Annotated in this window: 12 protein-coding genes and 1 pseudogene; 5 read left to right on the top strand and 8 right to left on the bottom strand. The window is 50.7% G+C overall.

Translation table 11 applies throughout. The annotated features are described in order from the left end of the window. Positions 1-50: 50 nt before the first annotated feature. Complete coding sequence (locus JI741_RS30625) at positions 51-908, bottom strand: LytR/AlgR family response regulator transcription factor (protein WP_202016165.1); 858 nt, start codon at positions 906-908, stop codon at positions 51-53. A gap of 223 nt (positions 909-1,131) precedes the next feature. Here JI741_RS30625 and JI741_RS30620 point away from each other — a divergent pair, with 223 nt between their 5' ends. Both JI741_RS30620 and JI741_RS30615 read left to right on the top strand, forming a co-directional pair. After that, complete coding sequence (locus tag JI741_RS30620) at positions 1,132-1,950, top strand: LytR/AlgR family response regulator transcription factor (RefSeq protein WP_202016163.1); 819 nt, start codon at positions 1,132-1,134, stop codon at positions 1,948-1,950. An 85-nt stretch (positions 1,951-2,035) separates the two neighbouring features. Continuing rightward, positions 2,036-3,178, top strand: coding sequence for a serine hydrolase domain-containing protein (locus JI741_RS30615; protein WP_202016161.1), 1,143 nt, complete (start codon positions 2,036-2,038; stop codon positions 3,176-3,178). A 166-nt stretch (positions 3,179-3,344) separates the two neighbouring features. Here JI741_RS30615 and JI741_RS30610 read toward each other — a convergent pair whose 3' ends face one another. The 3 genes from JI741_RS30610 to JI741_RS30600 all read right to left on the bottom strand — a co-directional run bounded on the left by JI741_RS30610 (position 3,345) and on the right by JI741_RS30600 (position 8,781). After that, positions 3,345-6,722, bottom strand: a complete 3,378-nt coding sequence (locus JI741_RS30610; protein ID WP_202016159.1) for a ligand-binding sensor domain-containing protein — start codon at positions 6,720-6,722, stop codon at positions 3,345-3,347. A gap of 288 nt (positions 6,723-7,010) precedes the next feature. Next, a complete protein-coding gene (locus JI741_RS30605; protein WP_202016157.1) occupies positions 7,011-7,568 on the bottom strand; it encodes a DUF2061 domain-containing protein in 558 nt (185 codons plus the stop codon). Positions 7,569-7,890: 322 nt separating this feature from the next. Further along, positions 7,891-8,781, bottom strand: a complete 891-nt coding sequence (locus JI741_RS30600) for a phytanoyl-CoA dioxygenase family protein (protein WP_202016155.1) — start codon at positions 8,779-8,781, stop codon at positions 7,891-7,893. 133 nt (positions 8,782-8,914) lie between these two features. On the opposite strand from JI741_RS30600, the gene JI741_RS30595 reads away from it, so the two are divergent. Next, positions 8,915-9,754: a helix-turn-helix domain-containing protein gene (locus JI741_RS30595; RefSeq protein ID WP_202016154.1), complete on the top strand. Its 840-nt coding sequence runs from the start codon at positions 8,915-8,917 to the stop codon at positions 9,752-9,754. Positions 9,755-9,788: 34 nt separating this feature from the next. Further along, entirely contained in the window at positions 9,789-10,118 is a 330-nt protein-coding gene (locus JI741_RS30590; protein WP_236676360.1) for a DUF1330 domain-containing protein, read from the top strand. 38 nt (positions 10,119-10,156) lie between these two features. Here the strand turns inward: JI741_RS30590 and JI741_RS30585 are convergent. From JI741_RS30585 to JI741_RS30570, 4 genes and pseudogenes are all read right to left on the bottom strand, one after another. Continuing rightward, positions 10,157-10,261, bottom strand: a pseudogene (locus tag JI741_RS30585) (Kazal-type serine protease inhibitor family protein); the annotation flags it as partial. A gap of 130 nt (positions 10,262-10,391) precedes the next feature. After that, complete coding sequence (locus tag JI741_RS30580; RefSeq protein WP_202016152.1) at positions 10,392-11,009, bottom strand: alpha/beta hydrolase; 618 nt, start codon at positions 11,007-11,009, stop codon at positions 10,392-10,394. Positions 11,010-11,093: 84 nt separating this feature from the next. Further along, on the bottom strand, positions 11,094-12,029 hold the full coding sequence (locus JI741_RS30575) for a ring-cleaving dioxygenase (RefSeq protein ID WP_202016151.1): 936 nt from the start codon (positions 12,027-12,029) through the stop codon (positions 11,094-11,096). A 101-nt stretch (positions 12,030-12,130) separates the two neighbouring features. Then, positions 12,131-12,730, bottom strand: coding sequence for a Crp/Fnr family transcriptional regulator (locus JI741_RS30570; RefSeq protein WP_202016150.1), 600 nt, complete (start codon positions 12,728-12,730; stop codon positions 12,131-12,133). Between the two features lie 266 nt (positions 12,731-12,996). On the opposite strand from JI741_RS30570, the gene JI741_RS30565 reads away from it, so the two are divergent. Then, positions 12,997-13,542: a YceI family protein gene (locus tag JI741_RS30565; protein ID WP_202016149.1), complete on the top strand. Its 546-nt coding sequence runs from the start codon at positions 12,997-12,999 to the stop codon at positions 13,540-13,542. The last annotated feature ends 7 nt before the right edge of the window (positions 13,543-13,549 follow it).

The raw sequence follows: 13,549 nt of genomic DNA, 5'->3' as shown, positions 1-13,549 counted from the left end.
AAGGTTTTTGGGGTGAAATTGACTTCTGTGGGGTGAACCCGGGCCAACCGTCAGGCGCCCTGCTGAACCACGCGATCTTCAAATGCCTGCTGATAGGTGGCCGACACCATAAGCATCTGGCCGGGCGATGCGTCCATCCTAACCCGGTAGCCTTGCGACGTTCTCAGGATCGAAACAAGATTCTGTGTGTTGATCATATAGGACCGGTGAATCCGAATAAAATTGGGGAGGTTCAGCTCCTGCTCCAGCTTTTTGAGCGTGTTGCGAATCAGTTCCTTTTTCACCTCGGTGTCGCTCTTGTAATACAAAAAAATATAGTTGTCTTCCGATTTAAAGTAGAGGATGTTGCCCGCTGGCATGCGCACCACAATTTTTCCATTTTCATCGTTGATGGTGACGCTTTCGGGTGCCTGTGATTTATTTATTTTGATGGTGAGCTCCTCCACCGTGATCAGTTGTTCCTGCACGAACAACAGCAGGATGGCCAGAAAATAGGGCAACACCAGTACCATCAGCGTATACTTGAGGGTGACCAGATATTCGGGAAGGTTAATGAAAGGCAGTTGAAGGAGGATGATGTTGACGGTGTGAACGGCCACGGAAATGAAAAAGAATTCCAACAGCAGCCATGCAAAAAAACCGATACGGGTTGTCAGCTCCACCCGAAACAGCGCCCTGAACACAAACTGCGTCAGCGCCAACGCGGCCATGCCGGCGGCCGAGAAAAATGTGAGAATGGCAAACATCGGAGCCTTCACGTGGCTGAACCACTCGTTCATGTTGAAGGGGTGAAACACATTGAGAAACACACACCCAAACACGCCGCAAAAAATCACCAGCTGCCAACGCGCGCGATGCGAATCCAGCAACTTGAAAGGCTGACGAAACCAGGATATAATACCGGCCATTCCCATTGGTTAAAATGTTTCTGCGAAGGATACCGCCCTGCGCTAAACCTAAAAAGAAACAAGATACACATTGTATAAAAAATTTGCACCTCCCCGTTTTCGCCACCAGGACAGGACAAAATTGCTAAGCTATCTGGTATCGGATTTATTTTTCGCATCCTTTCCGGAGTCATGCAAAATGTGCATCTTCGGAATCCATCCATTGAAAAAAATAGCATCACCTTTGAGACGCATACTGGAACCTGTTCTTTTAGGATCGGTGGCCAATGTCATCGTCAACTACTTGTTCAATCCTCATGCCTATGCGTTTGTTGCCGGTGAATTTGTGGTGGCCTGCCTGTTGTCGGTTCCCATCACCGAACTGAATCGCTACATCAACGGCCGGCTGGACGAAAAAATGGGTTGGCTCGAAAATCCGCGAAAGCGGTTGCTCACACATTTTGCCTTGCTCGCGCTCGGTCTCTTGCTTGTGCTCAATGTTTTTGGGAATGGTTATATGTGGATTATGCATCACGGATTTTTTTCGTGGATGCAGCTTCTTATAATCAATATTGTCACGTTGGCGGTGGCCTTGTTTCTCACCTTGCTTAAATGGAGTGTTCATTTTTATGCTCACTGGGTTCGCGCCGAACGGAACATACAGGTGCTTTCAAAAACTGCTGACGAACTAAGGCAGAAGGTCGAGCAACCCCTGCAACACATCGAAGTGCAAAAAGGAACGGCCAGGATCAGGATGGAGATTCAGGAAATTCTGATGGCGAAAATAGAATCGGGCACCGTGCGGCTATACTCCACAAGCGGCGACCGGAGTGTCTACGCCGGAACCCTGAGCCAACTGGCGTCGCGACTGCCCGACTTTCTTTTCTTCCAGGTGTCGCGCGATGCCATCGTGCGCCGTGAAGCGATTCGAAGCGTGGCCGTGTCTTCGTTCGGCAAGATCCTGCTCACCACGAAAGAACCCAACGGCCAGGCCGCCACCCTCACCGTGAGCCGACCTAAAGCAGCGGCCTTCCGCAAATGGTTCAATAGCAATTCAGCCTAAAAAGAATAGCACTTCGTGTGTTTGCCCGGTTTTGTTCCGGCACCAGCGCGCGGGAAACCGTTTTTTTGTGAAATCGAAAAACGGTATGAAGAGCACACACATTTTTTTCACATTCACAGCCCTGCTATTGTTTTGCCTGATCGGGCAAGGATTTTCTCAACAGCGGCTCCCCCGAAAATATAAAAAGATCCAGACATATCTCGACCGCGCCACACACACCAAACTGGCGGGCGTGGTGGTCTACATACAAAGTCCAAAGCACGGCGAATGGACGGCCGCTTCGGGCTATGCGAATGTGGAACACAAACAACCTATCCGTCCCGACGTCATCTTTTCTCTAGCCAGCATTGGCAAACTATACAACGCCGTGGCCGTACTGAAACTGGCCGAAGAGGGCAGGCTTGGGTTGGACACCACCATCGCGCGCTACCTGCCCGCCACCATCATCGACAATCTCCCCAACGCAAAAGCGGTAACACTCCGCCACTTGCTGGGACACACGTCCGGTTTTGTAAACTATGAACAAGACCCTGAGTTGGTGAAACTCTACACCTCCGGACTATTAAGGCTCGACACCCTGAGTCACCTCAAAGCCCTGCGGCGGTATGTGTTTGGCAGGCCCGCGAATTTTGCACCGGGCACACGGTTTGACTATAGCAGCACCAACTACATGTTGCTCGCCATGATTGTTGATGCCGTGGCACCCGAAGGCCACACCGAATATCTGCGCAAGCTGATCCGTGCGCAAGGGTTCACGAACACTTACTATCGGACGACACCTCCAGAAAAAAATGTGAACTACTACGGCGACCTCCATCAGGACGGCATCGCCGACAATCTGACTGCACAGACATTCGAAACCACCAACTGGTTCATGGGCGACGACGGCGTGTATGCCCCCATCGACGAGGCCGCCCATTTTCTGCAACACCTGATGAAGGGCAAGATTCTAAACGACCAATCGCTCACGGCCATGAAAACCTGGAACGATGCCAGGAAACCCGACTATGGACTGGGCTTGATGGCCGACAAATCTTTTCCCTATAAATTTCTATTGGGCCACTCCGGCCGCGGCATCGGCGTAACAACGGATTTGTATTATTTTCCTAAGCAAGACATGACCGTAGCCATTTTTTGTAACACCGGCTTGCGCGGTGCGACCCCGGAGGTTAAAAAAACCTACGTTAAGATGAGGAGCCGGATCGTGAAGAAGTTGTTTCTGTTTTAGGATTTCGCATTTCGCGAAATGCGAAAAACTCACCACAAACTGGGTCATTGTTACAAACAGCAAGTTGCCTCCGCGCATTGTAACCTTTCCCCACCTTTCAAACGCTTCACGCGGCGCGTGCAAATCCAACTGAAAGTTTGAGAAGTGAATGATTTTGGAGAACGATCTATTCTTTTTCTAACTGAATGGTGAACGTGGTGCCGGTGCCAAACACCGACTGCACCGTGATGGTGCCGCCCAGCGTGGTCACGATTTCTTTCACGATAAATAAACCCAGGCCGGAGCCGATCGATCGTTCTGTGGCGCGAAAGTACATGTCGAAGACGCGCGATTGACTTTCCTTCTTTATGCCGATGCCGTTGTCGGCAATCACGATCCAGCAATGTTTGTGATCGTGCAGGGCAGAGATGTCGACGGAGGGATCGGGCTTGGTGGCGTCGCGGTATTTGATGCTGTTGCCGATCAGGTTGTGCAAGATAATTTTCATCCGGCTCCGGTCGGTTTTGACGCTGAAGCCTTCGGGCACGTGGTTGCGTATTGTTATTGCCCCAGCATCGGGGCCGCCCTTGAATTCGGATACGGTTTCCACCACGAGCGCGCTGAGGTCGAAAGTCTCCTGTGTGATTTTCACATGCGAGTTTCTGGAAAAATCGGCGAGGCTCTTGATCACGCGCTCCAGTTTCAAAATGCTGTCTTCAATGTAGCGGTGATATTTTTTAATGGCCTCAGGGTCGTCTTCAAGATCGGCCACGTTTATCAAACCCAGAATAGATTTCAGCGGCGAGCTAAGCTCATGCGAAGCACTGTAGACAAAGCGGTCCAGCTCCCGCAAGGTTTTGTCAAGTTTGAGTGTGCGCTTCTCTACCAGGTCTTCGAGGTGATCGTTGATTTGCTCCAGTTTTTTTTGCGTCTCTTCCAACTGCGACCGCTGTTCGCTGATGTATTCGTTCTGTGCCACCAGCTCTTCGTTCTGGGCGAGCACCTCGTTTGTGCTTTCCGCCAGTTCGTTTGTGCGGACAGCAACGAGCTGCGACAAATTTTTCTTTTGCTGTAGCAGATACCGCAGGCGAATTCTTTGCACGGCAAACAAGGCGCTGAGCAACACCGCGAACACACCAATCTTGAACCAGATGGTTTGCCACCACGCCGGGTGAATCACGATGGTGAGCATCTTCGATTCTTGCGGCCAATCCTTTTCGCGGTTCGATGCTTTCACCTTCAGCACATACGTGCGAGGCTCCAGGTCGGTGAAGGTGACCTTGCGACCATATCCCAACTGCTGCCAGCGATCGTTCAGTCCCTCCAGTATATATTGGTAGTGAATAAATTTTGATTGTGTAAAGTCAAGCGCCGAAAAGCCTACACTGAAAGAATTCTGAAAATGTTGCAGGTCTATGACCGACGTTGTTTGTATGCTCTCCTTCAATGGACCGGCAGAATCGACAGTGGTCACCTCTTCGTCGTTCAGCCAAAAGGTAGTCAACACCACAGGCGAAAAACTATCGTTGCCCTGTATGCTATCGGGATAAAAATAGTTCAGACCGTTGGTGCCTCCAAAGATCATCATGCCGTCGGCCAGTTTCAGCGCGCTGTTTTGGTTGTATTGATTTCCCTGAAGGCCATCACCCTTTGTGTAGTGGATGAATTGTTTCCGGGTGATATCAAATTTGAAAATTCCCTGGTTGGTGCCGAGCCATAAATTTTTCCGCTCATCTTCCAGAATCGATTGAATGCGATAGTTTGTCAGCCCGTTTTTGGCATCATAGATTGTTGCTTGCTTCGAATGATAGTTGTATGCGATCAAACCATATGTAATGGATCCTATCCAGAGATTTTCATCTGCACCCTTGTGGATGGAATAGACCATAAGGCCTTTGAAGATCGACTCGTTGCCAATAGGCGACACGTAGCCGCGATCGCCCGTGTAAATGTTCACGCCACCGACTTCCTGACCTGCCCATATTTTTTTGGGTTGATCCGAAGGGATCATCGAATTGATTCGCTCCACGCCGCTGTTTCGTCCAATCGTGAATGCTTTGAACGTTCCGGTTTCGTGATTGTAGTAGTTGAGCCCCCCTTTGAAGTGGCCGACCCATATATTGTTTCCTTCTGCCAGCAAGCTGATGACTTCGTTGCTGATGAGTTTGTTTCCATCCTGCCCGGACGCGCCGAAGTGTGTATACTTGCCGGTCTCTGTGTCAAGCCTGAACAATCCTCCACCCCAGGTTCCGATCCACAGGTTGTTGTCGTCATCCAGCGCCAGGCATTTTATTTTGTCTTCGCTCCGGGTGTCCACCTCTCGCATCAGCGGAACTTTCACGGCCGCGTCAAAGATGAACTTCTTGTCCTTCATGGGCACCCTGTTCAGTCCACCACCATCGGTGCCAACCCACAGGCGCCCTTTATGATCGACCACCATGGCGGTGACATTGTTGTGACTTAGCCCTCCCTTATCAAAAATGCTTGCATGATAATAGCCAAACGGCGGAATGTGGGGATCATAGATGCTGATGCCTCCCAGATACGACCCAACCCACAACCGGTTCACGCGATCGAAATACAATACCTTAATGGAATTGCTCAGCACACTGCTTTCATCTCCCGGCCGGTTCACGTGGGTGGTCAACGTCTGCGTTACAAACGGATCGTTGTTTCCATCCATCACAGCAATGCCGTTGTCGGTGGCCAGCCACACGTTAGATGCGCTGTCTTGCTGGATGGAACTCACCAGGTTGTTTCGCAGCACCTGCGGCGCAAAGTCTATGCGGCGCTGATCCTTGTCATACACCGCCACGCCGTCGTTCCACGTGCCGATCCATACGCGGTGTTGTGCATCGAGCAAAACACTTTGAACATTCTTCTCGAGGAACGGAGATTTTTTCAGCCCTTCGCTGCCATGCTCCGGATCAAAAACCAGCAATCCCGAAATTGCCGTCGCGACCCACACCGTGCCATCGGCCGACTTGCCCAGCCAGTTGATCCAGTTGTCGCGTCCTGGTGTTGCTTCCTCGTCCAGCTCCACATTGGTGAACGCAATGCTGCCACCCGAATTCAAATCTTTCAGATTGAAAAAACTCAGGGTGCTGGTGCCTATGAACATGTTCTTGTTCTCATCTTCATAGATAGCCCTCACAGAGTTGCCGCCCAGCGACTGATGATTGTTGAGGTCGTGTTTGAAATTTGTGAACTGGTTTTTCCGGCGGTCATACAGACTCAGGCCTCCGTTGCGCGTGCCCACCCACAGGTTGTGCTCTGAATCTTCGAATAGTGCCAGCACAAAATTGTCGCTTAGCGAATGCGGGTTGTCTTTCTCCGTGCGAAAGGGAACCATGTCGTAGCCATCGTAGCGATAGAGGCCATCGTCGGTGCCCACCCACATAAATCCCTGATAGTCCTGAACAAAGGTTCTGACGTTGCCGCTAAACAAACCATCGTCGGGAGAGAGGTGTCTGAATCTTATGTCCTGGGCCAGACCACAAACCGAGAAGAGCATCAACAAACCCACAACGCCAGCACGATTCACTTTTCTGTAGAGAAGGGTCATAGGCCAAATTGACGTTGTTTACCAATTCAATTTACTATTTATCCCGTTTAAAAAAAGAAAGACTCCGGCAAGGGCTCGGCCCATTAAGCGCTGAAACAGTTGCCGCACAACCTAACCTTACTAACCATCCTGCACCAACTTTGTTTACGGAACGAAATGGTGCGGGTGTTCCGGGCATTTCTGTAGCTGAAGAGCACAGCCTCCTATTTTTTAACAATAGTGCTATCGTTATGGCTTGTGCTGCCATTTGTTTCTTGCCGGAATGTGTTAATTATTTTTAGAGGTAGCCTACTCTGCCGGGTGACTAACGGGAACCTGCGCCGGGCCGGCACTTACTTTTTTGGTGACGGTGGGTTCTTTCACCACCGTTTTGTCTTCAACTTTTTCCTCTGCCTTGTTTTCTACGGGAGGTTTCTCCAGGCGACCCCATTTGATGCCGCTCCAGATGCGTTCGTGAATGTAGAAGAAGCCAATCTTGGTGAACACTTCAAAGCCACCGATCGTCAGCGCACTGATGGGCACACCGGTGATGAAGTAGGCAATGAACATGGTGTCGATAGTACCCACCGCGCGCCACGACACACCTTTGAGCAAGCTGCGCACGTGCGACGGTTTCTTTTTGTTGGTTCTTAAGAATGATGTGGTGTTCCAGATGCGTTCGTGCAAATAGTAGAGAAACACTTTGGTGAGCACTTCGGTGAAACCGATCTTCACGGCGTGCGTGATGTTGCCCGTTACCAGAAAAGAAAGTACAATCGTATCGATCGTGCCCACCACACGCCAGCTCACGCCCTTCACCAGACTCCTGGCGTGACTATCCATTGTATTGCTGTTGGTCAAGAACATGGTGGCTTTCTTTAGATGCTTTGTTGAAATTTTCCTGAAGTTACCCAGAAATGGCCTAGCCGTGCTGGCTATTTGTCTACCATTTCTATGGATTAACCAAAAGGTCACAAAGTTAACGCTGCATCACTTAGAACCTACGGTTTGCACGGTAATTCTGTGCAGGAATGCCTCTCAAAATTCGGAGACAACTACTTGAAATGCCATCACGGCAGAAAAAACCCGGCTAACGGCCGTTAAGGAGCGAACACCTGGAGAAAAGGAATTTTCGAAAGATGATTATGGAACAAAAATCACAATGCCGTATGGCCCTTGCGTGAACACGTTAGGCAAGGGTGGCCGGATCGAAGAGCAGTGGAAAAAACTGTCCTTCCATTTTTTTTCCCTGTGCAATGGGGGGAACACCACTCAACACCGGATCGTCTGTGTTTGATGTTGTGCCGTCGGCAAACACGTTCAGCACAAACGCGCGTCGCGAACGCGGCGAATGGTTGGCATACGACCCGTGCACCATGAGCGGATGATGAAACGTGGCATAACCCCGGGGCATTTCAATGGCCACCTTGTTCCCGAATTGTTCCTTCTGCGTGTCTGTTAAAAATTTGTCGAGCCCATCCATAGTGCCTGCCAGGCTTGTGCGATCGAGCAGGTTCCACCGGTGACTCTTCGGAATATAATGAAGACATCCATTCTCTTTCGATGCATCGTCGAGGGCTACCCAACACGTGAGGTGTTGCATGGGCGTGGTGCGTGTCCAATAGCTATAGTCCTGATGCCAGGCCACCACGCCGCCGTGATGCGCCGGTTTGCAAAACAACTGATCGTGCCAGAAGCGCACCGCGCGATTGCCGAAGAGCTGTGATGCCGGAATGACAAACCGCGGATTCCACAACACATCGTGAAACCCTTCGGTGAGGCGCCAGTGCCCCAGTGAATGAAACAACACGGCGTTGGCATCTTCCGATTCGTTGGAGTGAAACTCGTAAAACAAATGATGCAGGGGATGCGCCGGGTCCATGATCTCGGCCAGCTCACGGTTGAGCTGATCGACCTGCCCGCCTTCCAGCAGTTTGATGTTTGCGAGATAGCCGTTCTCTTCAAAAAAAGCGAGCTGCTCGTCCGACAGTTTACATTCCTCCCACAGCGCGCGCGTGTTTGCTTTGGGAAACATGGCGCTCAATTGACGGTGGTGTTGCGAAAGATCTCCGTGAGTCATCAGCCTGAAGTTTTAATACAAGACAAAGTAGCAAACATTTTGACCGTTTGATCTTCCGGGATTTTAACAAAAAAATACACTATCTTGATAATGAAGTATACCGCAGCATACATATTCACGACAAGATCCAGCAATGAAGGCTATATTCGAGAAAGTAAGGGCAAATGAAGAAAACAGCATCACCGCCTTTTGTTATCAGGGGCCGGCGTTTGATGCGCCCTTCCATTTCCATCCGGAATATGAACTGACCTACATTGTGGCGAGCAAAGGCATACGGTATGTAGGCAACCACATTTCTCCTTTTGCCGAAGACGACCTGGTGTTGATTGGCAGCAACGTGCCGCACTTCTGGAAGAATGAAAAAGCACGCGGACGCCATGCACAGTCGCTGGTGGTTCAATGGAAGGAAGATGTGATTCACCCGCTGCGGGAGTTCGCCGGCATACTGGCCTTGCTGAAACGCGCCGGGCGGGGAATCAAATTCAACGCACCGTTTGCCCTCACGGTGAAATCAAAAATGGAAGACCTTGTGAATGAGAAAGGCTTGAAGCGCTACCTCCTGCTGCTGGATTTGCTGGAGACCCTGGCGCGTCAGAAAAAAGTGACCTACCTCTCCACACCCGACCACACCTTCACCCTCTCGAACGACGTGCACCACCGGCTGAAACGTGTTCAGGAATTTGTTCACGACCACTACACCCGCCGCATCACCCTGGCCGAGCTGGCCGCGCAGGTGCACATGACGGAGCAGTCGTTTTCGCGCTTCTTCAGCAAGGCCATGCAAAAACCATTTTTCAGCTACCTCAACGAATACCGTGTGCAGGTGGCCGCCCGCATCCTGCTCGAAAGCACAACACCCGTGGCACAGGTGGGCTACGAAACCGGATTCGAAAGTCTCACGTTCTTCTATCAACAGTTCAAGAAATACAAACACGCGTCGCCGCTTCAGTTCCGAAAAATGCATAACGCATAGTGGGTGAAGGGCATCCGCCACCAACACAAACATCTTGAACAGAAAATCTTATCCCTTAACTTCCCCCATGATCTATTTCACACAACTCATTTACATCGTCAACGGCCAGGAAGAAACGTTCCACGAATTTGAACGCATGGCCATTCCCATCATCGGCAAATACAACGGACAACTTCTCCTTCGCGTGCGACCGGATGCCAACGCTTTCATTGAAGGAACGATGGAAAATCCATACGAAATTCACCTCGCTTCATTTCCAAGCGAAGCGGATTGGGAAGGCTTTAAGAATGATGGTGAACGAAAGAGTTTCCTTCACCTGAAGGAGAAATCGGTGAAGGCTATTTTGTTGGTGAAGGGGGCGTAGCATGCTGACCTTAACTCAGTACAAAATCGTGTGACACTTTATTTACATTCACCCTCCGCCCACCTCAACACGCCTGCATTTCTTGCACCACACTCATTGCTATAGGTTTTGTTGTCGCACCCGCAAACCGGCGCATACATCGATTCCTCTGGCTACCCGAATCAAAATGCACAATGACACCCTACCAGAACTCTGTCCATAAAAAAAGGCCACATGAATTCATGCGACCTTTCCTACTCTAAAAAAACACGCCCTACTGTGGCGCTACTCCCCTTATGAAAATATCAGTTTATTGGCCAGGGCGATTTCATCGGTTGCAATGGTGTGTCCCAGGCCTGGATAAATTTTTTCGGTGACCGATGCGTGCATGCTCTTCAGCAACGCCGTGGATGCTTGCACACGCTCTACCGGAACGTGTGGATCGGGATTGCTGCTGCCGATGAACACGGGTGTGTTCTTGAAATCGCCCGCATAGTTTTCGGTGTACAGCTTGTCGCCAATCAAACCGCCTGTGAAGGCCGCCACACCTCCCCAACGTTGTGCGTTGCGCGTCACAAACTCCAGCGTGAGACACGCCCCTTGCGAAAAGCCCGCCACATAAATGTTCTCATTCGAAATGCCCGCGGCATTGATATCCGACACAATGTCTTTTATCAACGCGAGCGCCGACGAAAGCCAGGGTTCGTTTTGATTGGGTGGTGCCAGGAAGGAATAGGGATACCAGGTGTAGTTGGTGGCCTGTGGTGCAAGCCATGCAAAGTCGGCCACGTTCAGGTGGCTGGCCAATCCTAAAATGTCTTCAGCAGTGGCACCTCTGCCGTGCAGCATAATCAGCGCCTTCTTGGCTTCTGTCAGTTTTTTGCCGCCGGTTACTATATTTTTTGTGTGCATAAATTTCTCGTTTCAAAAGTTGATGGGTTGAAAACATGGCCGTCGTCCGAAGCGGGTGTGCGCAGACGGCGGCCGTTCTTTTTTTTAGTTTATCACCGGCAGATGCTCTTCAATCTGTTTCCGGTGGCTTTCGTATTGTGAAGGCAACTTCAGGTTTTTACCCAACTCCGACACGGGTTCGTCCACAGAGAAACCGGGGTTGTCGGTTGCGATTTCGAAGAGCACGCCTCCCGGTTCACGGAAGTAGAGCGAGAAGAAATAGTTGCGATCAATTTTTTCGGTGATGCGCAAACCTTTTTCCACCACTTTCTCGCGGTAGGCCATCAGCGTTTCTTCATCCTTCACGCGGAAGGCGATGTGGTGGATGGTGCCACCTGCGTTCACCGATGCAGGGCCGTTTGGTGTTTCCACGATGTCGATGATGGCCGCTGCGGGCACAGCATCCGTCACATAGCGATAGCGATTTTCTTCTTTGCCTTCGAGGCGATAGCCGAAAATATCGGTCAGTATTTTGGCGGTCTCTTTTGCATCGCGCAACGTGAGGGTGATGCTGTGAAATCCTTTGGTTGCAACAGCCGCTTTCACGTCGTCGGTTTCCCAGGGCTTGCGGGCGTCGGCGTTTTTGGGAACCACCAGCGTGAGGGCAAGGCCGTCGGGATCTTCGAACGAAATGAATTGTTCGCCGAAGCGGGTGCCCGTGGCAGTCACCTTCACGTTGTTGTCTTTGAAACGTTTGGCCCAAAAGTCAAAACTTTTGTCGGGCACAGAATAGCCGATGTCGGTAGCCATGCCGTTGCCATTGCGACCTTTTTGTATGCCTTCCCAGGGAAAGAACGTCAATATGGTTCCGGGGGTACCCACTTCATCGCCAAAATAGAAGTGGTAGGTGCCGGGATCGTCGAAGTTCACGGTCTTTTTCACCATGCGTAGTCCCAACACATTAGTGTAAAAATCATAGTTGCGTTTTGCGTTTCCGGCGATGGCGGTGATGTGGTGTATGCCTAAGATCTTGTTTTCCATAAAGAAATGTTTTTTTGTTTGGTTCAGGATTATAAACGTAAAGCTAGGAGGCCCCGACGCCCCGAATCCTTGAACTAGGTTAAGAAAGAAATTTGGCTGCGCTACGGTAGCCTTCCGGCCATTCGGCGGCGAATCTTGCTGAGAAATTCCGGCGTCATGCCCAGGTAAGAAGCAATGCTGTGTAAAGGAGCGCACTCCATGATGAACGGATACTTCGTCATGAAATGCTGATAACGTTCTTCGGCCGACAGCGTGAGGTTGTTGATGAGGCGCTGCTGGTTGGCCACCAGCGAATTCTCTATAAGTATCCTGAAAAACCGTTCGAACTTCGGCACCTTTTCAAAGAGCAGCTGCTGATCGTCTTTCGCCAGCAACAACACTTCCGAATCGGCCAGGGCTTCGATGGTGAGGATGCCCGGCTTTTGAGAGATGAGGCTATACATGTCGGCAATCCACCAATCGCTCACGGCAAAGTTGATGACGTGCTCGCCGCCTTCCTTGTCTACTGTGTAGCCTTTCAGGGCGCCGTCAATAATAAAGGCCGAGTGTGTGCACACGTCGCCCTGCTTGAGCTGCACTTCCTTTCGCTTCAGGGTTTTGGGATGAAGAAACGAAATGAATATACGTTCCTCTTCGTCGTCGAGACGGATGTGACGTGCAACGTTGCTTAAAATGAGATCGGTGTTTTTCGGCTGACGCATCCCGGTAAAGTTACTAACAATTCAATTTTTCCGGCTATGTGCCGGCGTTCGGATAACGACGTTTGTTGTCCCGATTCTGCCCGGCACAACCGTGTGCGCTGCCCTTCACAGCGTCCATCCCAACTCTGCAAGGAAGACCTCAGACGAAGGTTGGTCGATCTCCGGGCTTTTCATGCACAGATCATCGATCTTAACCTGGTTCAAGGAGAAATGGGTTGAGGGCGCCCTACCTTTGTTTCATCAAAACAAAAACAGAATCAATTTTTATGGAAACAGCTACCGCAACAAAAACCAAATGGAACCTCGATGCCGCCCATAGCGAAATCACGTTCAAAGTAAAACACATGATGATTGCCAACGTGACGGGAACCTTCGGTTCATTTGCCGTCGACACCCAAACCGAAGGTGACGATTTCACCACCGCTGGCATCACGTTCTCTACCGCCGTGAGCTCCATCTCCACCGGCAGTGCCGATCGCGACAACCACCTGAAGTCGGGCGACTTCTTCAATGCCGAAGCCTTCCCCGAAATTAAATTTGTATCAACGAAAGTTGAAAAGAAGAGCAGCGATGAGTATGTGCTCCAAGGCAACCTCACCATCAAAGATGTGACGAAGCCCGTGAAACTCGACGTTGAGTTTGGTGGCATCGGCAAAGATCCGTGGGGCAACCAAAAGGCCGGCTTCACACTGACCGGAAAAATAAACCGCACAGACTTTGGCCTGACCTGGAACGCAGCCCTCGAAACAGGCGGTGTGCTGGTAGGTGAAGACGTGAAAATCCATGCCGAAATACAGCTCATAAAAGCGTAAGCATTTT

It is taken from the genome of Chryseolinea lacunae (genome assembly GCF_016735595.1).
Lineage (GTDB): Bacteria > Bacteroidota > Bacteroidia > Cytophagales > Cyclobacteriaceae > Chryseolinea > Chryseolinea lacunae.
This window is presented reverse-complemented; position numbering and strand designations above follow the sequence as displayed.